Below are 24,057 nucleotides of genomic sequence, written 5' to 3'. Positions count from 1 at the left end.
AAAAGCGTGCTGCGCCACCCGTTCAGAGACATAACCGCCAGTTCGCCTCCAGCTTGCAAAAACTACAGGGATACCAGCGCTGTCGGTAACGGATCAGATGCTTGCCTAAGTGCCGATAGCGGCCTACACCTCGAAAAATGCGATTTAGAGTAGAGTTTTCACAACCTCTAATCGATGGAGCCATCAAAAATAGTCTGTGAATCGCGCTATAGTCTATGTTCTCCCCTAAATGGGTGATGCTACAATAGGGATAAATTTATATAGTATGACCTCGCCGTAGGGGATAACGTTGCTTTCGAAACCTGAATATGCCGAAGATGAAGCGATGATGCAGAAAGCAGAATTACCGGAGCTTTCCGATGAGGAACTGGCTCAGTTTTCGTCGCTGCTTGCCGAGGCGCTGACATTGCCCCCTCCCCCTCTCGTCGTCATCCAGGGATAGGTAGCAGATGGTCCAAGATCAGAACCCGCCGCTGATTGATGGACTGACGGAAGACGAAATCATGGCCATCTACCAGGATGGCGAACTGGCAGGCATGGAGGGGCGGTCTGTCTTGGTCAGCCCCTTCCTGGACCACCCCCAGCTATTGTCCATCTGGATACAGGGCTACATGGACCAGCCGATCGACGAGATCGCGGCTCCAGACCAGCATAGCGCATAGGCTCACTATGCACGGGTGGCCAGACATCAAACCAGCTTTTTATGCACCGCAAAAAGATTGCTGCTACGCACACGGCCGCCCTTGAAATGAAATAGTTTGCGTGCTAATTATCCAGACATAAACTTAGCACACTAATATTAAGCAAGCCATGAAGCCTGATCCAATCGCCTCTGATTTTCTGGAATCACTCACCAAGGTGAGCCGCAAGATTCGCACGGCTTTTAATCAACAGGTCACTGCGCACGGCCTGACGTATCCGCGTGCCCGCGCGCTTTTCCGGTTGGCCAAGAAGCAGAACATGACCCAAAGCGAGCTTGCCTGCGAATTGGAGCTCGAGCAGGCAACGATGGTCAGGCTTCTCGACCGAATGGAAGAAAACGGCCTGATCGAACGCCGACCCGATGCCAATGACCGCCGCGTCAAGCTGCTGGTGCTGACGCCCTACGGCGAGGAGCAAGCCGCGCTCGTGCGTTCCATTGCCGATCGCATGCGCGAACAGATCTTTGCCGACATCGATCCCCACGAACTCCACGCCGCCGTTGAGCTGCTGGAACGCATTTCGGCCAATGTCACCGATCTGGAGGACATTGATGTCCCCGCGTGAGGCCGCAGCCAGAATAGAAGACAAGATGCTTGAAAGGTCGGAATCCCGCGAAAACGGCAAGCCGGCCGAAACCTTTCGAGCCAATGAAACGCAGCCGGAGCCCGAGGCAATCCCTGCCCCTGTGCCCCCACAGCCGACGACGCCGGCTGCGCCCCCTTCAGCTCCACCGCTTGTCTTTGTGCCCAAGCCGCCACTTGTCGCGCTCGCCTATGTATTGGCATCCCTGACGGCCGCAGTCATGCAGGGCCTCGGCACCAGCCTGATATCGCTCAACTTGCAACAGCTTGCCGGCCCTCTCGAAGCCACCCAGACTGAAGCTTCGTGGCTGATGGCCGCTTACCTGTTTCCAAATGTCAGCCTCGGCCTGATCCTCTTCAAGATTCGCACGCAATACGGCATTCGCAATTTCTGCGAGATCGCCATCATTCCCTACCTGCTTGTCTGCTTCGCGCATTTGTGGGTTGACGATCTGAGCATGGACATTCTGCTGCGCTTCCTTGCCGGCGCGGCAGCCGCTCCCATTTCGTCGGTCGCCTTTCTCTACATGCTGGAAATCTTCCCGCCTGAGAAGAAGCTGAATATCGGGCTCTGCATGGCGCTTTCCGGCCTCGCACTTTCAACGCCGCTCGCAGGGCTCCTGTCGCCCTCTCTGCTCGACGCCAATGATCTCCGTGGTCTCTATCTTCTGGAACTCGGCCTCGCATTGATCACCTTCGGCTTCATTTACGTGCTGCCGCTCTCCTCGCCGCCGCGCGCCAGAGTGATCTCGTCGATGGACATCCTCGACTACGGCCTTCTCGCCATATCGATGGGATGTCTCGCGATCGTCTTCACCATGGGCCGGCTCTATTGGTGGCTGGAAGCGGACTGGATCGCCTGGTTGCTCATCGTTGCGATCGTGACCGCAGCCCTGCTAGCGATGATCGAGCTCAACCGCAAGAACAACCTCGTCGATTTTCGCTGGATCACCTCACGCGAGATCATCCATTTTGCCGGGGTCCTGCTGGTTTTTCGTATTCTGCTCACGGAACAATCCACCGGCGCGATCAATTTCCTGCGCCAGATCGGTATGTTCAACGAACAGATGGCCGGGCTTTACTGGTGTATCCTGGCGGCCAGCGTGCTGTCCGGTTTTGCCTGTGCTGCCGTCATGAAGCCGGGCCGTGAGGCGGGCATTCATCTCGTAGCGCTCGTTCTTCTGGCGACCGGCTCGCTGATGGACAGCTACTCCACCGCCTTGACACGACCGGAGCAGATGTTTCTCAGCCAGTCACTGATCGCCTTTGGCAGCGGCCTGTTTCTGCCACCCGCCATGGCCGTCGGTTTTTCCGCTGCGATGAAAAGAGGCATGTCCTATATCCTGAGCTTCTTCGCAGTGTTCCTGTTCACGCAAAAGGTCGGCGCATTCATCGGCAGCGCGCTGTTCGGCACATTCGTGACGATACGCGAGCAGTATCACTCGGCGATAATGGCCTCGCGGCTTGTTTCGACAGATCCGCTCGTCTCGACCCGGCTGCAGCAATATGTTGGCGCCTACGCGAAAACCACGCCCGACAGCATCCAGCGTAATGCGCAGGGAGCGAGCCTCCTGGCCAAGCAGGTCCAGATTCAGGCTTACGTGCTCGCGTATAACGACGCTTTCTTTGCAACCTTCCTGCTGGCAGTCGGTGCTATCGCTGTTCTGCTGGTCAATGTGGCATGGAATCATCGCCATCGCCTTTTCCCGAATGCGGCCCCCGAGGCTTCGCCGGCCGCCTGATCCCCGAAATCCAGAATAGAAGCCAAGACAATGAAATCCGTATTCCGCTCCGTCGCAACCTATGTGGCCTTTCTTGCCGGCATTGCCGGCGTCTTCATCGTTCTTTACGCCTGGAACCTGCCGCCCTTCCGAGGCTCGATCGAAACGACAAACGATGCCTATGTGCGCGGCCAGGTGACGCTCCTCAGCCCCCAACTCGCGGGTTACCTCGTCGAGGTTCCAGTGCAGGATTATCAGAAGGTCAAGGAAGGCGATCTCATCGCAAGGATCGATGACCGCATCTATGCCCAGAAGCTGGAACAGGCCAAGGCGACACTCGCTACCGCAGATGCCTCCCTTTCCAACTCCGAGCAGAGCCGCAAATCGGCAGAAGCAAAGATCCAATCCGCCAAGGCGGCGATCGAAAGCGCCAATGCCGCATTCGAAGCTGCCCGCGCCACGTTGGAGCGCACCGAAAATCTCCTTGAGAAAAATATCGCCACCCAAAGCGATGCGGAAAAGAATCGTGCTGCTTTTAACCAGGCGCAAGCGGCGGTGCATCAGGCCGAGGCGGCCGAACTGGTGTCGGAGCAGGACCTGAACACGATCGTCGTGAGCCGCAAGTCGCTGGAAGCGAGTGTGGAAAGCGCCAAGGCCGCCGTGAAGCTCGCCGAAATCGACCTTTCCAACACCCGCATCACGGCGCCGCAGAACGGCACGCTCGGAGAAGTGACAGGCCGTATCGGACAATATGTGTCGGTCGGAACCCAGATTGGATCGGTCGTTCCCGACCGGGTCTGGGTGGTCGCCAACTTTAAGGAGACCCAGCTTTCAGGCTTGCTGCCGGGACAGATGGTGACGTTCACCGTCGATGCGCTCGGGCACAAGCAATTCGCCGGCAAGATCGAACGTTTCGCTCCCGCGACAGGCTCCGAGTTTTCCGTCATCAAGGCAGACAATGCGACGGGAAATTTCACCAAGGTCGCACAGCGCGTTCCTGTGCGAATCGCCATCGATCCGCAACAACAACTGACCAGCAGGCTGGTTCCCGGCATGTCGGTCGTCGCCAGCGTCGATACCGCTCAAAATGGCGCAAGTGTTGCGCAGGCCGCGGAACTACGCTGACCACCAACCTCTGTTTTGATCTTCCACTCTCGGCGATCAAGCCGCACCGGCGGCAGGCTGCCTCATTTTTGTGCGTGTTTTCAATGGAATGGCCGCTTGGTCGAACCGAGGCGGCTTCGATCGTGGAGGCAAGCAACAACGACGAGATATAAAGCTGTGGCTTGTCTGCCACTGTTTGCGACAGCTATTTGGGCATGTCGAAAGCGTGCTCTTTTTGCCATATTCTCATGAGCAATGGCTAAAAACGTGGCGGCCTTTTGAGTTTTTATTCATCACCTGTACGATTGCGCGATCCGGCCTCCTATATGAGGCCATCAACGAATACCCAGAGAGCGACAACGGTCTCAAGACGAACGTGAATTGAATGGAACGGAACCTTCTTCGCTATATCTGGAACCATACCCGGCCCCAGCAAATCTGGGTGCTGCTTATCGTTCTGGGCTCGATGGTCCCTTATTTCCTCTCGCTCGATCTGCCGAAGCAGATCATCAACGGCCCCATTCAGGGCGGCGGCTTCGAGGATGCGACTTCCGCCCAGCCGTTTATGGAATTCAGCATCGATCTTCCTTGGATCGGGCATATCTATTCGTTTGACGGGCTCAGTTTGGAGCGCATGCAAACGCTTGTGGCACTGAGTGGCGTCTTTCTATTTCTCGTCATCATCAACAACGGCTTCAAGTTCTATATCAACACGTACAAAGGCCGACTTGGCGAGCGGCTGTTGCGCCGTATCCGTTTCGAACTTTTTGACCGCGTTCTTCGCTTTCCGCCGCGGCGCATGAAAAGCGTGCATGGCGCCGAAGTTGCCAGCATGATCAAGGACGAGGTCGAGCCGTTTGGTGGCTTTACGGGCGATGCCTTCGTTCAGCCAGCCATGCTGGGCGGCCAGGCAGCAGCCGCCATGATCTTCATCCTTGTGCAGAATTTCTGGTTGGGAATGATCGCATTTGGGATGGTTCTAGTGCAGGTCATCGTCATCCCCAGAATGCGCCGCCGGCTGATCGAGCTTGGCCGCCAGCGTCAGATCACCGCGCGACATCTTGCAGGCAAGGTCGGCGAAGTGGTCGATGGCATTGGTACTGTCCATGCCTACGATACGTCCAACTACGAAAGAGCGGATATCGCTCACCGGCTCGGAACCATTTTCAAGATTCGTTACGATATCTACCAGTGGAAGTTCCTGGTCAAATTCCTGAACAACTTCCTCGCACAGGTGACCCCATTCCTATTTTATCTGGTCGGCGGCTATCTGACCCTTCGCGGTTCGCTCGACGTTGGTCAGCTCGTCGCGGTTATCAACGCCTATAAGGATCTTCCTGGCCCCCTCAAGGAGCTGATCGATTGGGATCAGGCACGCCAAGATGTGCAGGTCAAATACGAGCAGGTGCGCGATTATTTCGAAGTAGAGGATCTAAGTTCCGAGACAACGCAGGCCATTGCCGTCGGTGTCCAGTCCTATGACGGACCGCATTTATCGGCTGTCAATCTGTCCGTCGATGATGAGAGCGGCGCAAAGGTCCTCACAGGAACATCCATCAGGCTGGGCTTGGGAGAGACCGTGGCAATGGTGGACAATATCGGTCGCGGAGCAGAAGCCCTTGCGGAAACGTTCGGACGGCAAGTCTGGCCTGTGGGCGGCAAGGTGCAGCTCGGCGACGAGGATATTCTGGAACTGCCCGAGTCCATTTCCGGACGCTATCTGTCCTATGTATCATCCGACAGCTACTTCTTTCATGGCAGCTTGAAGGACAACCTCCTTTACGGACTCAAACACGCACCCGTCATATCGGCCAAATATGCGGGTTCTGATGCGACACAGCGCCGTTGGGAAGTGCGGGAAGCCAAGCTGGCGTCGAACCCCGACTATGACGTTCGCGCCAACTGGGTCGATGACCGTATGATATCGAGCCCCAATCATGGTGAAAGCGATATTAAGTCATCCCTGCTGGCCGCCCTCAATACCGTGCAACTGACCGAAGACATATTGGAATTTGCGCTTCATTCGTCCGTCGACGCCTCGGGCAATCCGAAGCTCGCAGAAGATGTCGTGGCGATGCGTCACGCTCTTCACGAAGAGGTCAAGCGCCTCGGCCGAACCTCGCTTTTCGTGCCGTTCGAGCCGGACGTCTATAATGCCGAGGCGACGATCGGAGAAAACCTGCTGTTCGGCAAGACGCTGCAGCCCCTCGACAGAATGAACGAGCTTCTCGACAGCGACGATTTCTACAAGGCTTTGCAAAACGTTGGTCTATTGCGCCCCTTCGTGAATACCGGGCTGGATATCGCCCGCCATATCGTCGAAATCTTCGCCGGCCTGCCGCCCGACCACCCGTTCTTCAATCAGGTTCCCTTCCTGACCGCGGATGCCGTCATCGAATATCAACAGATTTTAAAGAAACTCGGCACCAAGCTGTCTCACGCGCTGTCGGAACCCGAGCAGCGTTCGATGATCCGCCTGACACTCGGATATATTGAACCTCGATATCGCCTCGGCGTGCTGCAGAAGGACCTGCAGGACGCGATCGTCGAAGACCGTCAGGGCTTTTATGAACAATTGCCTCCGCATCTGCAGGCCATGATCGAACGCTACGACCAGGGCAAGTACATGTCCTTCGCGACGCTGCGGGAGAACATCCTGTTCGGCAAGATCGCCCACCGAAATGCCGAAGCGCCCACGGAAATCAGAGAGATAGCGGGGCGAATTTCCCGAGAGCGAGGCTTTTATCACCAGCTTTTGCGGGTCGGCCTGGATTTCGACATCGGCGCCGGAGGCCGGCGGCTGACCCTGATCCAGAGGCAAAAGCTCAATCTGGCACGCGCCATCATCCGGCGTTCGAACTTCTACATCTTCAATAAGGCGTTGCCGGGCCTGGAGCGTCGGCTGCAGGAAGAGATCGTGACAGACGTGCTGACCTATCTGCGTCAGCAGGACAATAATCCGACCGTCGTTTGGGTTTTGTCGAACATATCCCTATCTCGTTTGTTTGGACGTGTGGTTATGTTTGACAAAGGCGAAATTGTGGAGGATGGTCTGTATGAGACCCTTCGGGAAGAAAGTGGCATTTTTAGTACACTGGTTGCCTGAAGGCCAGCAGAAGCATTCGTAGGTGGCGACGATGTTGCTATGTGATGAAGTCCAATTGCTGAAGAAATTGCCGTACTTTGCGGATATGGACGGCTGCAAGCTCAAACTTTTGGCGTTCGCGTCGGAACGGGTGAGCTATGAGCCAGGCCAGAAGCTGTTCAAGCAGGGCGAAAGAGGTGACTCGGCCTACGTTATCCTGAACGGTACCGTAGAGACGATCCTTGAAACTTCGGCCGGCCAGACGAAAATCCGTGAAAACGGAATAATGTCGGTCATCGGCGAGGTTTCGCTTCTTTGCGATGGCGAGCGCACCAACACCGTCAAGGCGGTCACGCATGTTGATGCTCTTCGGATCAACAAGGACAGCTTCTCGCGGCTTATCCACGACAGCCCCGACATGACGCTTCGTATGACCCGTATGCTGGCAGAACGCCTTCGCAACACGACCAACGAGCTAGACAGTGTCAAGGCTTACCAGCCCTTGTCGACGATGGTAAACTAGCTGCTTCGATAGGTAACCGGCAAATCACTTACCCGATACTGGAGGTGATTGCCGGGTAACTATCGTTTGCGTACAACTAATGTTAACCCATTCTAAACGTTTGCGATATTCCGCTTAAGACCGGCGATAGAACTGATAGCTGCCCAGCTTTGTGCTCGGCAGATCGGTAAGCTGGATCAATGACGGATGATCCAGTCGCAGTCCGCTGACGGCTATTCCGTTCTTGGCCAAAGCCGAGGCGACAACATCAGGCAGCCACTCCATAACCATGGCGTCCTTGTCCGGATAGCCTGTGCCGATATCGGCATGGACCAGCGCCGCATTGGAGCCGGCGAATTGCCGTGCAGTCTCGCTGATTTCTCCCATGATGAAATCTTCCGGTTCCGGTAGCAGCGTGCGATGTGCTCCCATCTGCCGATCGAAGACGACGATGCGGCGCTCTGGAAACAACTGCCGCAAATGGCTGTAGGTGCGACCGTTGCCGAGACCGATTTCGAGAACCGCCCCTTCCTCGATAAGCAGGCCATTCTGATGAATGTGGTTCAGGATATCGCGTTGCGCGCTCATACGCGCGATGAAGGAGTCCAAACGGCTCATTCTGTTGTCCTTACGTTTGATCAGGCTTTGACGACAGCATCAGAGACGATGCCACGGCGCGCAAAGATATTGCGGGTATCGACGATCATGGAAGACCACTTCGCCAGCGAATCATAGTCGACATTGTCGTGGTCGGTGGCGATCAGCACCGCATCGAAGCCGCGAATCGCCTCCTCGGTCCAGGTAACAGACTTGCGTCCGCGAAATTCCGCATATTCCCTCGTCGGCGGGATTTCGTCGACAAAGGGATCGAAATAGCTGACCTTGCCGCCGCGCGCTTCGATAAGCTCCATCAGGCGAAGCGAAGGGCTTTCCCGGATATCCGGAACGTTCTTCTTATAAGCAAGTCCAACGACCAGCACGTTCGAGCGGCTAAGCGCCTTGCCCGCGCGGATATCCAGGGCTTCGGCAAGCCGGCTCACCACGTGGCGCGGCATTGCCGTATTGATCTCGCCGGCAAGCTCGATGAACCGCGTCGGCTGGTCGAATTCACGCGATTTCCAAGTGAGATAAAAGGGATCGATCGGAATGCAGTGCCCACCGAGCCCAGGCCCCGGGTAGAAAGGCATGAAACCGAACGGCTTGGTCTTAGCAGCGTCGATAACTTCCCAGACGTCGATGCCCATGGCGTCGTAGACGAGCTTCAATTCATTGACGAGTGCGATATTTACGGCGCGGAAGATGTTCTCGGTCAACTTCACCGCTTCGGCAGTGGCGTTGCTGGAGACAGGCACGACGGAATTGATGATCGCACCGTAAAAGGCCGTCATCAGCCGGCCAGCCGCCTCGCCATCACCGGCGACGACCTTCGGAATAGTGATCGTCTCGAAGCTGCGATTGCCGGGATCTTCACGTTCCGGCGAATAACCAAGGAAGAAATCTATGCCGCTCTTCAGACCGGTCGCCTCGAGGATCGGCTTGACGATCTGATCGGTCGTGCCGGGATAGGTGGTCGATTCCAGAACGACAAGCTGGCCTGCACGCAACGTGGCAGCGATTGAACGCGCCGTCTTTTCGACGAAAGACAGGTCGGGATCGCGGTTGGCGGTCAGCGGGGTCGGCACGCAGATGGCGACGATGTCGTATTCCCCGAGCCGGCCGAAATCGCAGGTCGCTGCAAAGCGTCCAGCCGCTCGCTCGTCCGCCAGCACCTTGTCGGGAACCGCCTCGATATAGCTGCGATCTTCCTCGATCGCCGTAATCTTCCTGGGGTCGATGTCGAAGCCCATGACACTGTATCCCGCTCGTGCAAAAGCCATGGCGAGCGGCAACCCGACATAGCCGAGCCCGATGACAGCGGCTTTCGCCGTTTTGGCCTCGATGGATGCAAGGAGTTTGGAGGAGACGGGGGTATCGGGCATTCGGGACTGGTTCCACAACGGCTATGAAGGCGATCGACAGTTGAGTGACAAGGTTTGATGTGTCAAGTGTGACACTAGGCCGGTCTATCCGGCCAGCCGGCATCAGGTCGGTGTTATACCAGCAAATACAAGAGCGTGATCACGCAAGCGTCATCGTCCCCATTATGAAAATCGCGTTCTATTCACCCTTAAAACCGCCAGGCCATCCGGTTCCTTCGGGCGACCGTCTCATGGCACGGCTGCTGATCCGTTGCCTCGAATTATCCGGCCACGAGGTCGATGTCGCTTCAGAATTCCGGTCCTTTCTCTCAGATCAGGACAAGACGGCGATGGAGGCGCGGCAGACCCAGGCCGAAAAGGAAGTGACGCGCCTTTCCGAACTCTGGCGCGAGAATGGGCCACCGGATGCGTGGTTTTGCTATCACCCCTATTACAAGGCGCCTGATCTTGTCGGGCCGAGTCTATGTCGGGATTTCGGCCTGCCCTACATCACAGCGGAAGCATCCTATTCGCACCGCCGCAACAAGGGGCTGTGGGAAGGCATTCAGGCCAGAACACTCGACGCCGTAAATATCGCAGCGGTCAATCTCTGCTTTACCGGGCGCGACGAGCGGGGTTTGCGAGCTGCGGCACCACTCGCCCGCTTTGAGCGGCTGCCCGCATTTATCGATCCCACGGCTTTCCTCAGCAACCATCCAACTCCGAGAGAGCGCAGCCTCGTGACCGTCGCAATGATGCGCCCGGGTGATAAGCTGAGCAGCTACCAGGCGCTTGCAGAGGCTCTCGGCCTGCTGATCCATCACGACTGGACGCTCGACATTGTCGGCGATGGGCCAGCGCGCCCCGAAGTCGAGGCGATGTTCAGCCGGTTTCCGCCGGATCGCATCTGCTGGCATGGCCTGAAGAACACGGACGAGATTGCCGCCATTCTCTCCACCGCTTCGATCTATGTCTGGCCGGGTCATGGCGAAGCATATGGCCTTGCCTATCTTGAGGCCCAGGCGTCCGGCCTGCCCGTCGTCGCGGAAGAGATAGCCGGCGTGCCCGAGGTCGTAATCGACTCCCGAACCGGCATCCTGACACCGGCCGGCGATACAGCCGCCTATGCGGCGGCAATCGAGCGATTACTGCTCTCGGAACCGGCGCGAATGCAGATGGCCACGGAAGCACGGGAATTCGCCGGCGTCGAAAGATCCATCGAAAAGGCAGCGTCACGTCTGGACGAGATATTGGCACGTTATCTGGGAGAACGTCGATGAGCTTCAGTCTGCTGATCGATACGCTGAACCGCGCCGCAGACGACGGCAAGCGCTTTGACTTCTGGCTTCGCGACGATGATGCGATCCAGCCGACGGAATTGCTTGAAAAGCTGCTGACGTTGACAGCCCAAGCCGGCGTGCCTTTGACACTTGCGTCCATTCCTGCCGATGCGACGATAGCTCTTGCGGATCGGATCGCCGTGGCCGCTCATGTGAGCGTCGCGGTTCACGGATGGAACCACAAGAATTACGCGCCGCTGGGCGCGAAAAAACAGGAACTCGGCCTGCATCGCGGACAGGACAAGGTAATGCAGAAAATCGAGGCAGGGCTGGAGCGCATTAGTGCGCTGTTCGGTCCTCGCAGCGTTGCAATGCTCGTGCCGCCATGGAACCGCATCGACGCGGCGCTGGCTCCGTTCCTTGGTCCTGCCGGTTTTCGTGGCCTGTCGGTTTTCGGGCCTGAGAAACGTGACACGTCGATCGCGCTACTCAACACACATGTCGATGTCATTGATTGGAAAGGTAACCGCGGCGGACGAGACGCCGATGTGTTGGCTGCCGAGGTAACCCGACGCATCGGACAGCTGACAGACAATCCGCTCGACACGATCGGCATCCTGACCCATCATCAGGATCACGATGCAGCCGCATGGGACTTTCTCGAGCGACTATTCGCGCATACTACAGGCCATCCCGCCTGCCGCTGGATGCGGAGCGAGGATATACTGTCGGCAGCCGGGGCTTAAGGCCATCACCACGGTTTCCAGGCAATAAGCAGTCCACCGGCATTTTCCTCCGCCTTCGCTGCGAGCGCCCTCACCTCGTTCAGGGTCATGCCGGGCGCAGCATTCGCGGCAACGAAATCCGCTGGCGCAAGGCAGAGCGATGCAGCTCTGGCCGCGACCGTGAAGAGAAGCGGGCCGGTAACCCACCAGGCGGGAGCCCCAGGCAATTCCGCCTGAAGACCGGGCAACGCAGCGAGCATCACTTTGAAGACCGGATGGCCGGGAGGTGTTGCGATAAAGGAATTGGCGAGCAGCAGGCTGCCCGTCGCCGTGTTGCGTGGAATGGGCTCAGCGAACGCATGCAAGCCGGTCATCGGCAAAATGTCGTGGAAGCTGACAGCATGGCGGGCGGGATACCAGTCGCAATCCAGATAGATGCCTCCTTCATGGGCCAGGATCACATACCGGGCGACGTCGACCGCGCCCGGATAGTCGCCAGCTTCAAGCATTTCCCTGAAAGCTTCGTTGTCGTAGATGCCCAGGCGTTCCAAATCCGCCTCACGCCACAGCCTGTGATCATAACCGTGGGTCTGCGCATGTAACTGCCAGGCTTCGACGGTGACCGGCACGGGCTTTGTCCCGATCCATATCTGATGGATTGTTCGCGGCACGGCTTCCGTCGAGCACCGGGCCATTGCCCGCCGCGCCTCGGCGCCATAGACCACATGCCGGCTGACGATCTCCGGCGGCGGGACGAGATGATATTGATAGCCGACGCGCCGGACCGGATCGGATTCCCTTTTCGCGAGTTTCAGAAGAGACGACTGCAGCCGGCGCGGCAGCCCCAGCGACGTAACGCTACCCAGAACCCCGGCAAGGTTGTCCGCGTCCGCGATGAGACGATCCAGAATTGCATGAGCCTCGGCAAAACGGTTTTCCGCAATCAAGGCTTCTGCCTGACGAAGTTGGTCTTTATAAAATTCTCTGGTTTTCATGAAGAATCCCGACAAACCCGACATTATGCATGGACGCTGGCTTCGTTTACGGGCTACGATGGTGCAGCACCCTCGTCAACGGTCCTGTGACCTCGTCCCTCGTGAAGCCATGTTGAGAATATCGCCTTTGTCCGACACTCCAGACGGCCGAAAAGTGAGCCATGTGCAGATCGATCCTGCGATCCTGAAAAACGATGCCGGTCTTTCTCCGGAGCACGGGACATGACGGAGAAGCCCGATCTCTTGAGAATAGAGAACCTGAGCGTCAGCTTTCCGGTTTTCAAGGATCGGATCGATGCCGTCCAGAACCTCAGCATGCGCATCCGTCCCGGCAAGGTCACCGCACTCGTAGGTGAATCCGGATCGGGGAAATCGGTCATCGGCCGCACGATCATGGGCATTGAAAGCCCGATCGCCTCGATTACCGGTCGCGTTCTCTTCAACGATCCTGCTCTCGGCAACGAACCTGTCGATCTGTTGCAGTTGCCACGTGACGGCCGCCAAATCCGGCATATTCGCGGCAACCGCATCGGCATGATCTTTCAGGAGCCGATGACCTCGTTTTCGCCGCTCCACACGATCGGCAATCAAATTGAAGAAGCCCTCAAGATTCACGACGCGTCTCCCGTAAAGGAGCAGATCGAGCGGATCGACGACATGTTGTCGCTTGTCGGGTTCAAGGATCCGGCGAAAGTCCGCCGCATGTATCCTTTCGAGCTGTCCGGCGGTATGCGCCAGCGCGCCATGATTGCCAGCGCGCTGATCTGTCGACCTGCCTTGCTGATCGCCGACGAACCGACGACCGCCCTCGACGTGACGATCCAGGCGCAGATATTGAAGCTCCTGCGCGATCTTCAGGATCGTTTCCATATGGCAATGCTACTGATCACCCATGATCTTGGCATCGTCACTAATCTCGCCGACGAGGTAGTTGTCGCCTATCGCGGCGAGATCATGGAATCGGGAACAGTCGACGATATTTTCCGGCGCCCGGTTCATCCCTATCCGAAAGGCCTGATGGCGGCTGTGCCCCATTTCGACATGCCGCCCGGCGAGCGGTTGAAGCCGCTGCGTGAAATCGCCGTCGACAGTTCGGAACTGATGGGTCGCAGCAAAAAAGGCAACATTCCCCAGGGTTCCGACGTCATTTTGTCTGTCCGTAACGTCAGCAAATCCTTCACCACCAAGAAGGCGAGCTTTTTCGGAGGCGACAAGGATCGAACGCTAGCCGTCAATGATGTCAGCTTCGACATTCGCCGCGGCGAGAGCCTGGGACTGGTTGGGGAGAGCGGCTGCGGCAAGACCACGCTCAGCAAGATCCTTATGCGCGGCGTCTCCGCCGACGGCGGCGCGGTCCTGTTCAACGATCATGGCCGGGATATCGATGTCCTGAACGCCAGAGGTGACGATCTGGAGCTGCTGCGCCAGAAGATCCAGATGGTCTTTCAGGACCCGATCTCTTCGCTGTCGCCTCGCATGACCGTGCGCGGGATTATCAGCGAAGGGCTGGAAATTCACGACCGTGGCAACCGCCGTGACCGGCTGGATGCGGTACGGCGCCTCGTGCGCACCATGGGTCTTGATGAAAGCGCGCTCAGCCGTTACCCGCACAGCTTTTCCGGCGGCCAGCGCCAGCGTATCGGCATTGCCCGCGCCCTGGCGCTTGGCCCGGAGCTTATGATCTGCGACGAACCGGTTTCGGCGCTCGATGTTTCGGTTCAGGCCCAGATTCTCAATCTCATGAAGGATTTGAAGAAGGACCTCGGCCTTACCTACCTGTTCATCTCGCACAATCTGGCGGTGGTGAACTATATGGCAGACCGGGTCGCGGTGATGTATGCTGGACGCATCGTGGAAATCGGGCCTTGCGAGATCATCCTGCGCGATCCGATCCACCCTTATACGCGCAAGTTGATCGCCGCCATTCCGGTGCCTGATCTGGACAGGCCGCTCGATTTTACGACGCTCGGAAACAAAAGCGGCTTTGGGGGCTGGGGCCGGCAGTTTCTGCAGGATGAACACGAAGATGCGCTGGCGCATGCCGACCTTGGAAACGGTCATCTCGTTCTTGCACGGCGCAATGTTGATGTAAGGGAGTTGCGGTCATGATCCGCCGGCGCACCTTGCTTGCCTTTATGGCTTCCACGACGCTGCCGGCACGTTTTGCCTGGGCCGAGGACGCTGTCAGCAAACCTCCCGCCGGCCCTCCGCCGTCTGCCGCAAGGATCGTCAACCTTGCAGGCATGGAACGCGTTCCGGGCAAGCGCGGCGGCTCGATCCGCATGCTGATTGGCGGACAGCGCGACATCCGCTTCATGCCGATCATCGGCTATGCCCGGCTTGTCGGTTATGATACTGACCTTAAGTTCCAGGCCGATATCCTTGAAAGCTACGACGTGCTCGAGGACCGCATCTTCACCTTCCGTATCCGCAAGGGGCATCGGTGGTCGGACGGCAGCGAGTTCACCACCGAGGATTTTCGTTACTGGTGGGAAGACGTCTACAAGAACAAAGAGCTCTACAAAGGCGGCATACCGGTTGAGCTCCGGGTGGACCATCAGGAGCCGAAATTCGAGATCCTCGATAAATATACGGTCCGCTACACCTGGCAGGCGCCCAATCCGGATTTTCTTGCCCAGCTTGCGGCGCCAGTGCCGTTAAGGCTGGCCATGCCTGCCGCCTATCTCAAGCAGTTCCACAAGAAGTACCAGGAGGCGGAAACGCTCGCCAAACTCTGCAAGAAATACCGCGCCGAGAAATGGACGGACCTGCAGCAGAAGATGTCGCGTACATCGCGACCGGAAAACCCTGATCTTCCGACCCACGATCCCTGGATGAACACGACCGAGCCCCCGGCCGCGCAATTCATCTTCAAGCGTAACCCCTATTTCCATCGTGTGGACGAGGCTGGAACGCAGCTTCCCTATATCGATGAGATTCTGCTGAACAACAGCTCAGGCGATATCATCGCGGCCAAGGCTGGTTCCGGGGACAGTGACCTGCAGATCTCCAACATCGACTTTTCCGACTATACGTTCCTGAAAAGCGCCGAAGACCGACTGCCGATCAAGGTCAGCCTCTGGAGGCGAACCCAGGGCGCGCGCATTGCGCTATTCCCGAACCTGAACTGTAATGACGAGGTGTGGCGGTCTCTCCTGCGGGATGTCAGGATGCGGCGTGCGTTGTCGCTGGCGCTCGATCGCACCGAGATCAACAAGGCCGTATTCTATGGCCTTGCCCGAGAAAGCGCCAACTCGATCCTCGCGGAAAGCGCGCTGTTCAGGACGGAATATGCCCGCGCCTGGGCATTTCATGACGTGGCGCAGGCGAACCGGCTTCTTGATGAGCTCGGACTGAAGCGCGAAAGCCCCAAGGGAATACGGCTCCTGCCCGACGGTCGGCCGGCGACGATCGTCGTCGATTCCGCCGGCGAAAACACGTTCGAAACGGACGTGCTGGAACTCGTCGCCGACCACTGGCGGCAGATCGGCATCAAGCTTTTCACCCGCACCTCGCAGCGCGAAATCTTCCGCAAGCGCATCGTCGGCGGCGAAACCATCATGTCGGTTTTCCAGGGGCTGGATAACGGCATTCCGACCGCCGACATGTCGCCGCGCGAACTGGCGCCGACTTCGGACGACCAGTTGCATTGGCCGGTCTGGGGGCTGCATTACCTCTCGGCGGGAACCGACGGCCATCCACCGGACCTCAAGGAGGCGGTGGATCTGCTGGATTTGATGCGTGCATGGCGCAAGGCGATGACGACCGCCGAACGCGAAATCATATGGCACCAGATGCTGAAAACCTTTACCGATCAAGTCTTTACGATCGGCATCGTCAACGCCGCCAAGGTGCCGCTGGTCTATAGTTCCAAACTGCGCAACCTGCCTGCTGACGGCCTCTTCGGTTTCGACCCGACTTCCTATCTTGGCGTCTATATGCCGGATACGTTCTGGCTGCAGGAGAACAGCTGATGATCCGCTATATCGTGTGGCGGATCGCCGTCATGATCCCGACGCTGATCCTTATTTCCATGCTGGTCTTCACCATCATCGAGCTGCCGCCAGGCGATTATTTCGAGAGCTATGTCGCAGAAATGCGGGCGATCGGCGAAAAGGCCGACATGTCCGAGATCGACGAACTGCGAGCCCGTTACGGTTTCGACCAGCCGGAACCAATCCGTTACCTGCGCTGGGTGACGGGCATGCTGGTCGGCGATTTCGGTTATTCCTTCGAATACCGCATGCCGGTCAGCGACGTTGTCGGCGACCGGCTGTGGCTGACGATCCTGGTGTCGACGGTGACGATTGCGGTCACCTGGTTGATCGCCTTCCCGATCGGTATCTATTCGGCCACTCACCAGTATAGCTGGGGCGATTACGGTCTCACCTTGGTCGGGTTGATCGGCCTTGCCATCCCCAATTTCGTGTTGGCGCTGATCCTGATGTATTTCGCCAATATCTGGTTCGGCACGTCCATCGGACACCTGATGGACCCTGAATATCTCAGCAAACCGATGAGCTGGGCGAAATTTTCGTCCATTCTCGAGCACTTGTGGATCCCCGTGCTGATCATCGGCACGGCGGGAACCGCTGGCATGGTAAGGCGCCTGCGCGCCAATCTTCTCGACGAGTTGCGCAAGCAATATGTCACGACTGCGCGCGCCAAAGGCCTTCATCCATTCAAGGTCCTGGTCAAATATCCGCTCCGGATGTCGCTGAACTTTTTCATCTCCGACATCGGTTCGATCTTGCCGACGATCATATCGGGCGCCGAAATCACCGCGGTCGTGCTGTCGCTGGAAACGACGGGACCCCTGCTGATCAAGGCCCTGCAGAGCCAGGACATGTATTTGGCCGGTTCGTTTCTGATGTTCCTCGCATTCCTCACGGTCATCGGTGTGCTGGTTTCCGATATCGCATTGGCGCTGTTCGACCCACGCATTCGTCTTCAGGGCGGGAAAACGAAATGACGACATCGCTGCCGCCGGATGGCGCTCCCCTGCCGCATTATGTTTCTACGGCGCCTTTCGACCCTTATGCGGACGAGCCGGCGCGGGAAAAGAAGAAGGTTTTCAAGCGGTCCTCCCAGTTCGAGCTGATGTTCTGGCGCTTCAAGCGCCATCGGCTTGCAGTAGTGTCGGCCATCATCCTTTTGATCGCCTATGTGTCGATCATTTTCGTCGAGTTCCTGGCGCCCTACAATCTCCACACGCGCAACATGGACAATATCTACGCACCGCCGCAACGCGTGCGTTTGTTCGATGAAAACTGGAAGTTCGTCGGGCCGTTCGTTTACGGCAACCAGATGAACCTCGACATGAAGACCCTGCGCCGAGTCTATACGCCCGACACGAACAACGTGCAGCCGCTGCGTTTCTTCTGCCGCGGCGACGACTATGCATGGCTCGGCATGGTCGATAGCAATGTGCATCTGATGTGCCCGGCGGAAAACGGCAATGTCTTCCTGCTAGGAACGGATCGGTTGGGCCGGGACGTTTTCTCGCGCATCATCTATGGCGCTCGGATCTCTTTGACGATCGGCCTTCTCGGCATCACAACCAGTTTCGTGCTCGGCATCGTCATCGGCGGGCTTGCAGGATATTACGGCGGAACCGTCGATCTTATCGTGCAGCGCATCATCGAGGTGCTGCAATCCATCCCTAGTATCCCGCTCTGGCTGGCGCTTGCGGCGATCATGCCGGCCGACTGGAACCCGTTCCTCGTCTATCTCGGCATCACGTTTATTCTCGGCCTGCTCGACTGGACGGGACTTGCGCGCGCGGTGCGATCGAAACTGCTTGCTCTGCGCGAGGAGGATTATGTTCTGGCTGCGCAGCTGATGGGGGCCGGACACTGGCGCATCATCGGCCGCCACCTGGTTCCAGGCTTCATGTCACATCTGATCGCCAGCGCGACGCTGACCATTCCCGGCATGATCCTTGGCGAAACGACCTTGAGCTTCCTCGGGCTCGGCCTGCGCCCGCCGATCACCAGCTGGGGCGTGCTTCTGACCGAGGCGCGAACCGTCAATGTGCTGGCACTTTATCCCTGGCTGCTGTTTCCCGTCGTTCCGGTCGTCATCGTCATCCTGGCGTTCAATTTCCTGGGAGACGGGTTGCGTGATGCGGCGGACCCCTATCGCTGACCGGGTGGTGAACTTGCAAACCACCGGCTCCGGCGATACTGATGCCGCAATCCTGTTGCGGCAATAGCAGGTTCACGATCCATCATTCAGGCATTTCCGGAACCTTTCAGAGTGCAGAAGCAACGAAAACTTGTGGTCCTGCTGAAGGGATATCCTCGGCTTTCCGAAACATTCATCGCGCAGGAGCTTCTGGGCCTCGAGCGTGCCGGTTTTGAACTGGTGCTGATGTCGATGCGGCGCCCGACCGACAAGAAGCGGCACCCGATCCACGATGAGATCCAGGCTCCGGTCCATTATCTGCCGGAATATCTGCACGAAGAACCGTTGCGTGTCCTGAAGTCGCTTGTGAAGGCTGCGGGAAAACCCGGCTTCTTCCCAGCATTCAGGGACTTCCTGCGCGATCTGCCGCGGGATTTTACTCGCAACCGCGTTCGCCGTTTCGGCCAGGCGGCAGTGCTCGCCGCCGAATGGCCGGATCAGGCCGACTGGCTGCATGTGCATTTCATCCATACGCCTGCCGCCGTGGGGCGTTACGCAAGCAAAATGCTCGGCATGCCCTGGAGCGTTTCGGCGCATGCAAAGGACATCTGGACGACGGCCGACTGGGAGCTGAGCGACAAGCTTGCGGAGACGAACTGGACAGTCACCTGCACGCGCTCGGGTTTCGAGCATTTGCGCAATCTTTCCGGCGGCCGCGACAACGTGCATCTCAGCTATCACGGACTGGATCTCGACCGCTTTCCAAGCTTCAAGGACGGACGTCCGATGCGCGACGGAAGCAATGCTTCCGATCCGGTCACGGTTCTCAGCGTCGGCCGCGCTGTCGACAAGAAGGGTTTCGATATCCTGCTGAAAGCGCTAGCGCTGCTGCCCGCAGACCTGCACTGGCGGATGGAGCATATCGGAGGCGGAGAAGAACTACCGAAATTGAAGGCACTGGCCGACAAGCTTGGCATTGCCGATCGCATCCGCTGGAATGGCGCCCTCGCTCAGCAGGAAGTCCTCCGACATTATCGCACCGCCGATCTCTTCGCCTTGGCTTGCCGCATCAGCGACGACGGCGACCGCGACGGCCTGCCGAATGTGCTGGTCGAAGCCGCAAGCCAATCGCTTGCCTGCGTCTCGACGGCGATTTCCGGTATTCCAGAAATGTTTACCGATGGCAAGAACGGCTACATCGTCGAACCGGAAAACCCGACCGCACTGGCCGGCGCCCTGGAAGCTGCAATCCGCAATCCGGCGCAACGACAGGAGATCGGTGCGGCGGCGGAAGCCAAGGTCCGCAGCGAATTCGACCATCACCAGAGCATAAGCCAACTGGCCGGATTGTTGAGCGCGTGAATTCTTTTGGAAACGTGATTATCATGCCGAAGGTCTTTTTCTACGTTCAGCATCTTCTCGGGATTGGACATCTTGCCCGCGCCAGCCGGGTGGCCGCTGCACTCGTGGAGGACGGCTTTTCGGTTACCATGGTGACCGGCGGCCTGCCGCTCGACGGATTTCCGGCAGCCGGCATCGACCATATCCAGCTGCAGCCGGCTGTCACGTCAGGAGATGGGTTCACCAAATTGAAGGATGCGGACGGGAATCCTGTCACGAAGGAGATGGAGGCCAGCCGACGAGACCAGCTTCTTTCCGCCTACCATGCTCAGAAACCGGATTTCGTCATCATCGAGGCTTTTCCCTTCGGGCGGCGACAGGTCCGTTTCGAACTTCTGCCGCTGCTTACTGAAATCGAAAAAAGCGAGCCGCGGCCACTCGTTCTAAGCTCGGTGCGCGATATCCTGCAGCAGAACCGCAAGGCCGGCCGCGACGAGGAAACCGTCGATATGGTCAAGGCGCATTTCGACCGGGTGCTGGTCCATGGCGACCGTAATTTCATCCGGCTGGAAGAGACGTTCCCGCTCGCTTCCGAGATTGCCGAAAAGGTCGTCTACACGGGCCTTGTCGCTCCGCCGGCTCCTACGAAAACCGAAAGCGAAGCGGAATTCGACGTGATCGTTTCGGCCGGCGGCGGCGCGGTCGGCGGCGCCTTGATCGAGGCCGCCATCGGCGCCCATACAATCCTGCCGCCGCTCGGTCGCTGGTGCATCATCACTGGCCCCAATCTCGATCCGGCCGAACTTTCGCGGCTGAGCGCCATGGCCTCGCCCGAGATCGAAATCGTGCGCTTCCGCAAGGATTTTCCGAGCCTTCTGGCCGGCGCGAAAGTGTCTATTTCTCAGGCCGGGTACAACACAGTCTGCGACATTCTCCAGGCGCGCTGCCGCGCCGTCCTGATCCCCTTTGCCGCCTCCGGTGAAACCGAGCAGACAACGCGTGCGGAGAAGCTGACCGCGCTGAAGCTTGCGGTTTCCGTCGAGGAGAAAGGCCTATCTGCCGAAAACCTTGCGGCGGGGATCAGAGAAGCGCTGGCCCTGGAATCTGCCTCGCACGTTCCGATGCGCGTAGATGGCGCGAAACAGACTGCCGTTATCCTGCGACAGCTTCTGGAAGACCGCCGCTAAAGCAATTCCAGCAAAAGTGCGAAGCGGTTTTGCGTCCGGAATTGCGTAGAAACAAAGACCTAGAGCCGATCGCGATTCGAAGAAAAGCGGAACTGCTATAAAGCTGCGGCCTCACATATCAGGATGACAGGCCGCCCCGGATGACCGAAAGGTGATCGCCGCGGTTCCGGCTCAGGCTCGTGCTCACGATCTCACAGATATTCGAAAGACCATCGAGCTGCATATGCGGTGCGGTAACCGATGGCGGATCGCGATCGAGAAGTTTCTTCAGCGCCTGGGCCAGACAGTGGCCATTTACGGACTCATCCGGATGTAACATGTCCACCAGACCAAGCTCGCTCGCCCGCATGGCGCGGATCAGCTGCTCCTCGCGCGGCTGTGTCCGCGGAATGATCAGCGCCGGCTTGTCGAAAGACAGGATTTCGCAATAGGTATTGTAGCCCCCCATGGCGACGACCGCTTTCGCTCCGGCAATCAGATCTTCCATACGGTTGTCGAATTCGATGATCTCCAGCCACGGGATTTCCTCACCCGCCTGTGTCAGCTGCTGCCTCTGCTCAACCGGCATGTAAGGTCCAAGCACGACCAACGCGCGTTGGGTCAATGTCGGATCGCTCCGATAGGCATTGATGATATCGCGGATGAGGTCGTTTCCATCACCGCCGCCACCTGTCGTGACGAGAATATAATCGTCCCTGTCCCGCACGTCGGGGCGCGGCTCGGTGGAAGCCTGCCTCTGCAGGAATCCTACGAAGTTCATCTTGGCCCGCACGGTCGCAGGAACATCAAGGCCGGCGAGCGGATCGTAGAAATCCGGCGGACCGTAGATCCAGACGTCGTCATAGAGCTGATCTATCTTGCGAACGACGTCGTGGCGCTCCCATTCGGGTTTCAGAAGATGTGGTGCATCCATGACGTCGCGCAGGCCAAGCACAAGCCGGGTGCCACGCGTCTTCAGATAGACGAGCGTATCCTCCACCTCGCGGCGCAGGCCCATCGGCTCTTTGTCGACGATGAAGATGTCCGGCTCGAATGTTTCCGCCGTATGCCGGATGATCGACTGACGCATCTTCAGCGTATCTTGGAAATCGACATGCTGGTTCATCGACATGTATTCGCCATCACGGAGCTTGATGACGCTTGGAATCTTCACGAAGTCGACGCCCGGATGATAGTCGAATGCACCGGCAATCGTCGCGCCTGACATGATCAAGACATTCATGCCCGGATAACTGTCGACCAATGCATGTGCGATCGTCCGGCAGCGGCGCAGATGGCCGAGACCGAACGTATCGTGGCTGTACATGAGGATCTTAGCGTCTTCGAGCCGCTGCGACATACTCATCATTCTCCGGGCTTTAATAGCAATCGACGACATCCTTCCAACCGACAAGACTGGCTAGATGGAACGCGCCGCATTCTCAGGCGGGTTTTCTGAAGTTGTTGAAGGAAGAGTTCATAGCTGATCGATTCCGCATTGCAACAGAGCGGATCACGATGCAATCATCCATTCGATATGAAGGATTCTGTTGCTGAAGAAGCGCTGAAGCTGGCAAGCTTGCGTATCTGTTTCTTGGCAAGGCGGTTTCCAAAGATTTTTGGCAGGTTTTACTTGCACAACGGTTCATACGAGCCATCCATGAATATCGAAATGGCGTTTTCATTCCAGTCAACTATGTTTGATTTTTTGAAGCATGAGGTGGTGTATATGTCCCCGAAGCCTCATCATAAAACGGGAATTGTCGTGTCTGGCATATACGTATTCCGCAGCTGGCTTAGCACAGCATTCTTTCTATGTGCTGCCTACAGTACAGCGCATACGGCTGATATGTCAAAGCTGCATGACGGATTCGATGGTGCCGACTTTTCTTCAGCTGGCGGCCTCTATTATCGCGAGAATCGCGAACAGTCGGCCGGCACCTACAGGTTTCAAAACGCCGTAAAACGAACGGGTGCCGGTGCTCTGGAACTGTCGGTCAAGTCTCTCTGCAAGCCACTCGATGGCGCATGCAGCGAACGCGCCGAAATCTGGGAAAAAACCAAGCTGTTGGTGCCCTATGATGTTCCGGTCTGGTACGGCTTTGCAGTCAAGTTTGGCGAGCCCATTCCCGTTGACAACCATCGTTACCTTATCGCTCAATGGAAACGGGAGATTGGCCCTTACGCACAGGGCGATTTCAGCCCCTATCTCGGATTTCGTTATAGCGGCGGCAAACTATTTGTCACGGTCGAGACCAACTATCATGAACCGAGCGACGCTCAACCTGTGGCGGGCGTTTGCCCGGTGGGAACGACGCCGGTCTGGCTACGGCAGGATACGAACCAGATGCGCGCGCTTGTGGTGAAACCTGTCGGCTGGATGCCCGCTGACGAAGAACGTTATACGAGTTGCACCGACAAGGTCATCGTGACGGACCATGGCAATCCGCTTCCTGAAGTCGCTTCAGGCTGGATCGACTTTGCTGTGCTTTCCAAGCCAGGTCCAGACGGTTCGGGCCATATCGAGGTTTTCGCCAATGGAAAATGGATCGTGACCGTCAGGGGTACGATCGGCCACGCGGATTTTGGTCTGGGCAAGAACCAGTATTTTAAGTTCGGGCCCTATCGGGACGGCGCGCCCGACAAATGGACCTTGTATTACGACGATTTTGTCCGTTCACCCGTCTGTGAAGACGTATTGAAAGATAAGGAGGCCTGCCGGCTCGTGGCGGCGCATGGCGTGGCACAATCCACTCCTTAAGCGCCTTTAG

General features: G+C 57.7%; 20 protein-coding genes. 16 read left to right on the top strand and 4 right to left on the bottom strand.

Annotation, left to right across the window (positions count from 1 at the left end; all coding sequences use genetic code 11):
• The first annotated feature begins 289 nt into the window (after positions 1-289).
• The 7 genes from KX729_RS13190 to KX729_RS13160 all read left to right on the top strand — a co-directional run bounded on the left by KX729_RS13190 (position 290) and on the right by KX729_RS13160 (position 7,716).
• The gene (locus KX729_RS13190; RefSeq protein WP_219742918.1) at positions 290-442 is read left to right on the top strand and encodes a hypothetical protein; all 153 of its coding nucleotides are present in this window, start codon (positions 290-292) and stop codon (positions 440-442) included.
• A 7-nt stretch (positions 443-449) separates the two neighbouring features.
• Entirely contained in the window at positions 450-662 is a 213-nt protein-coding gene (locus KX729_RS13185) for a hypothetical protein (RefSeq protein ID WP_219742917.1), read from the top strand.
• Between the two features lie 148 nt (positions 663-810).
• A complete protein-coding gene (locus KX729_RS13180; protein WP_219742916.1) occupies positions 811-1,266 on the top strand; it encodes a MarR family winged helix-turn-helix transcriptional regulator in 456 nt (151 codons plus the stop codon).
• Positions 1,253-3,025 carry an efflux MFS transporter permease gene (locus KX729_RS13175; protein WP_219742915.1) on the top strand — a complete coding sequence of 591 codons (1,773 nt, stop codon included), beginning with the start codon at positions 1,253-1,255 and terminating at the stop codon, positions 3,023-3,025. The genes KX729_RS13180 and KX729_RS13175 overlap by 14 nt, the downstream gene beginning before the upstream one ends.
• Before the next feature lie 30 nt (positions 3,026-3,055).
• Positions 3,056-4,129 (top strand): HlyD family secretion protein, encoded by a 1,074-nt coding sequence (locus tag KX729_RS13170; RefSeq protein WP_219742914.1) that lies wholly within the window; start codon positions 3,056-3,058, stop codon positions 4,127-4,129.
• A gap of 364 nt (positions 4,130-4,493) precedes the next feature.
• Positions 4,494-7,214, top strand: coding sequence for an ABC transporter transmembrane domain-containing protein (locus KX729_RS13165; RefSeq protein WP_219742913.1), 2,721 nt, complete (start codon positions 4,494-4,496; stop codon positions 7,212-7,214).
• Positions 7,215-7,245: 31 nt separating this feature from the next.
• The gene (locus KX729_RS13160; RefSeq protein WP_219743132.1) at positions 7,246-7,716 is read left to right on the top strand and encodes a cyclic nucleotide-binding domain-containing protein; all 471 of its coding nucleotides are present in this window, start codon (positions 7,246-7,248) and stop codon (positions 7,714-7,716) included.
• A gap of 114 nt (positions 7,717-7,830) precedes the next feature.
• On the opposite strand, the gene KX729_RS13155 is transcribed toward KX729_RS13160, so the two are convergent.
• Together KX729_RS13155 and KX729_RS13150 are read right to left on the bottom strand one after the other, a co-directional pair.
• Positions 7,831-8,313: a class I SAM-dependent methyltransferase gene (locus tag KX729_RS13155; protein ID WP_219742912.1), complete on the bottom strand. Its 483-nt coding sequence runs from the start codon at positions 8,311-8,313 to the stop codon at positions 7,831-7,833.
• A 20-nt stretch (positions 8,314-8,333) separates the two neighbouring features.
• Complete coding sequence (locus tag KX729_RS13150; RefSeq protein WP_219742911.1) at positions 8,334-9,674, bottom strand: nucleotide sugar dehydrogenase; 1,341 nt, start codon at positions 9,672-9,674, stop codon at positions 8,334-8,336.
• 164 nt (positions 9,675-9,838) lie between these two features.
• Here KX729_RS13150 and KX729_RS13145 point away from each other — a divergent pair, with 164 nt between their 5' ends.
• Both KX729_RS13145 and KX729_RS13140 read left to right on the top strand, forming a co-directional pair.
• A complete protein-coding gene (locus KX729_RS13145) occupies positions 9,839-10,933 on the top strand; it encodes a glycosyltransferase family 4 protein (RefSeq protein ID WP_219742910.1) in 1,095 nt (364 codons plus the stop codon).
• Positions 10,930-11,679 (top strand): polysaccharide deacetylase family protein, encoded by a 750-nt coding sequence (locus tag KX729_RS13140; RefSeq protein WP_219742909.1) that lies wholly within the window; start codon positions 10,930-10,932, stop codon positions 11,677-11,679. Before KX729_RS13145 ends, KX729_RS13140 begins: the two co-directional genes overlap by 4 nt.
• A 5-nt stretch (positions 11,680-11,684) precedes the next feature.
• Here the strand turns inward: KX729_RS13140 and KX729_RS13135 are convergent, their stop codons facing one another.
• The gene (locus tag KX729_RS13135) at positions 11,685-12,653 is read right to left on the bottom strand and encodes a glycosyltransferase family 32 protein (RefSeq protein WP_219743131.1); all 969 of its coding nucleotides are present in this window, start codon (positions 12,651-12,653) and stop codon (positions 11,685-11,687) included.
• Positions 12,654-12,875: 222 nt separating this feature from the next.
• On the opposite strand from KX729_RS13135, the gene KX729_RS13130 reads away from it, so the two are divergent.
• The 6 genes from KX729_RS13130 to KX729_RS13105 all read left to right on the top strand — a co-directional run bounded on the left by KX729_RS13130 (position 12,876) and on the right by KX729_RS13105 (position 21,307).
• Positions 12,876-14,762: an ABC transporter ATP-binding protein gene (locus KX729_RS13130; RefSeq protein ID WP_219742908.1), complete on the top strand. Its 1,887-nt coding sequence runs from the start codon at positions 12,876-12,878 to the stop codon at positions 14,760-14,762.
• Positions 14,759-16,627 (top strand): ABC transporter substrate-binding protein, encoded by a 1,869-nt coding sequence (locus KX729_RS13125; RefSeq protein WP_219742907.1) that lies wholly within the window; start codon positions 14,759-14,761, stop codon positions 16,625-16,627. Before KX729_RS13130 ends, KX729_RS13125 begins: the two co-directional genes overlap by 4 nt.
• Positions 16,627-17,625 (top strand): ABC transporter permease, encoded by a 999-nt coding sequence (locus KX729_RS13120; RefSeq protein WP_219742906.1) that lies wholly within the window; start codon positions 16,627-16,629, stop codon positions 17,623-17,625. Before KX729_RS13125 ends, KX729_RS13120 begins: the two co-directional genes overlap by 1 nt.
• Positions 17,622-18,800, top strand: a complete 1,179-nt coding sequence (locus KX729_RS13115) for an ABC transporter permease (RefSeq protein ID WP_219742905.1) — start codon at positions 17,622-17,624, stop codon at positions 18,798-18,800. The genes KX729_RS13120 and KX729_RS13115 overlap by 4 nt, the downstream gene beginning before the upstream one ends.
• A 111-nt stretch (positions 18,801-18,911) precedes the next feature.
• Positions 18,912-20,141, top strand: coding sequence for a glycosyltransferase (locus KX729_RS13110; RefSeq protein ID WP_219742904.1), 1,230 nt, complete (start codon positions 18,912-18,914; stop codon positions 20,139-20,141).
• A 23-nt stretch (positions 20,142-20,164) separates the two neighbouring features.
• Positions 20,165-21,307 (top strand): glycosyltransferase family protein, encoded by a 1,143-nt coding sequence (locus KX729_RS13105; RefSeq protein ID WP_219742903.1) that lies wholly within the window; start codon positions 20,165-20,167, stop codon positions 21,305-21,307.
• Between the two features lie 118 nt (positions 21,308-21,425).
• Here the strand turns inward: KX729_RS13105 and KX729_RS13100 are convergent, their stop codons facing one another.
• Positions 21,426-22,646, bottom strand: a complete 1,221-nt coding sequence (locus tag KX729_RS13100) for a glycosyltransferase family protein (RefSeq protein WP_219742902.1) — start codon at positions 22,644-22,646, stop codon at positions 21,426-21,428.
• Between the two features lie 489 nt (positions 22,647-23,135).
• On the opposite strand from KX729_RS13100, the gene KX729_RS13095 reads away from it, so the two are divergent.
• A complete protein-coding gene (locus KX729_RS13095; RefSeq protein ID WP_219743130.1) occupies positions 23,136-24,047 on the top strand; it encodes a polysaccharide lyase family 20 protein in 912 nt (303 codons plus the stop codon).
• Positions 24,048-24,057: the final 10 nt, after the last annotated feature.

The sequence above is a fragment of the Neorhizobium populisoli genome, assembly GCF_019430945.1.
GTDB classification, from domain to species: domain Bacteria; phylum Pseudomonadota; class Alphaproteobacteria; order Rhizobiales; family Rhizobiaceae; genus Neorhizobium; species Neorhizobium populisoli.
The sequence above is the reverse complement of the archived record's forward strand: the minus strand, read 5'-3'. Positions and strand labels throughout refer to the sequence as shown.

What these genes read in the sequence shown, in the direction of transcription:
- KX729_RS13185 (WP_219742917.1), top strand. Translation starts at nt 450, where the DNA reads ATGGTCCAAGATCAGAACCCGCCGCTGATTGATGGACTGACGGAAGAC.
- KX729_RS13180 (WP_219742916.1), top strand. Translation starts at nt 811, where the DNA reads ATGAAGCCTGATCCAATCGCCTCTGATTTTCTGGAATCACTCACCAAG.
- KX729_RS13175 (WP_219742915.1), top strand. Translation starts at nt 1,253, where the DNA reads ATGTCCCCGCGTGAGGCCGCAGCCAGAATAGAAGACAAGATGCTTGAA.
- KX729_RS13170 (WP_219742914.1), top strand. Translation starts at nt 3,056, where the DNA reads ATGAAATCCGTATTCCGCTCCGTCGCAACCTATGTGGCCTTTCTTGCC.
- KX729_RS13165 (WP_219742913.1), top strand. Translation starts at nt 4,494, where the DNA reads ATGGAACGGAACCTTCTTCGCTATATCTGGAACCATACCCGGCCCCAG.
- KX729_RS13160 (WP_219743132.1), top strand. Translation starts at nt 7,246, where the DNA reads ATGTTGCTATGTGATGAAGTCCAATTGCTGAAGAAATTGCCGTACTTT.
- KX729_RS13155 (WP_219742912.1), bottom strand. Translation starts at nt 8,313, where the DNA reads ATGAGCCGTTTGGACTCCTTCATCGCGCGTATGAGCGCGCAACGCGAT.
- KX729_RS13150 (WP_219742911.1), bottom strand. Translation starts at nt 9,674, where the DNA reads ATGCCCGATACCCCCGTCTCCTCCAAACTCCTTGCATCCATCGAGGCC.
- KX729_RS13145 (WP_219742910.1), top strand. Translation starts at nt 9,839, where the DNA reads ATGAAAATCGCGTTCTATTCACCCTTAAAACCGCCAGGCCATCCGGTT.
- KX729_RS13140 (WP_219742909.1), top strand. Translation starts at nt 10,930, where the DNA reads ATGAGCTTCAGTCTGCTGATCGATACGCTGAACCGCGCCGCAGACGAC.
- KX729_RS13135 (WP_219743131.1), bottom strand. Translation starts at nt 12,653, where the DNA reads ATGAAAACCAGAGAATTTTATAAAGACCAACTTCGTCAGGCAGAAGCC.
- KX729_RS13130 (WP_219742908.1), top strand. Translation starts at nt 12,876, where the DNA reads ATGACGGAGAAGCCCGATCTCTTGAGAATAGAGAACCTGAGCGTCAGC.
- KX729_RS13125 (WP_219742907.1), top strand. Translation starts at nt 14,759, where the DNA reads ATGATCCGCCGGCGCACCTTGCTTGCCTTTATGGCTTCCACGACGCTG.
- KX729_RS13120 (WP_219742906.1), top strand. Translation starts at nt 16,627, where the DNA reads ATGATCCGCTATATCGTGTGGCGGATCGCCGTCATGATCCCGACGCTG.
- KX729_RS13115 (WP_219742905.1), top strand. Translation starts at nt 17,622, where the DNA reads ATGACGACATCGCTGCCGCCGGATGGCGCTCCCCTGCCGCATTATGTT.
- KX729_RS13105 (WP_219742903.1), top strand. Translation starts at nt 20,165, where the DNA reads ATGCCGAAGGTCTTTTTCTACGTTCAGCATCTTCTCGGGATTGGACAT.
- KX729_RS13100 (WP_219742902.1), bottom strand. Translation starts at nt 22,646, where the DNA reads ATGTCGCAGCGGCTCGAAGACGCTAAGATCCTCATGTACAGCCACGAT.
- KX729_RS13095 (WP_219743130.1), top strand. Translation starts at nt 23,136, where the DNA reads ATGTCAAAGCTGCATGACGGATTCGATGGTGCCGACTTTTCTTCAGCT.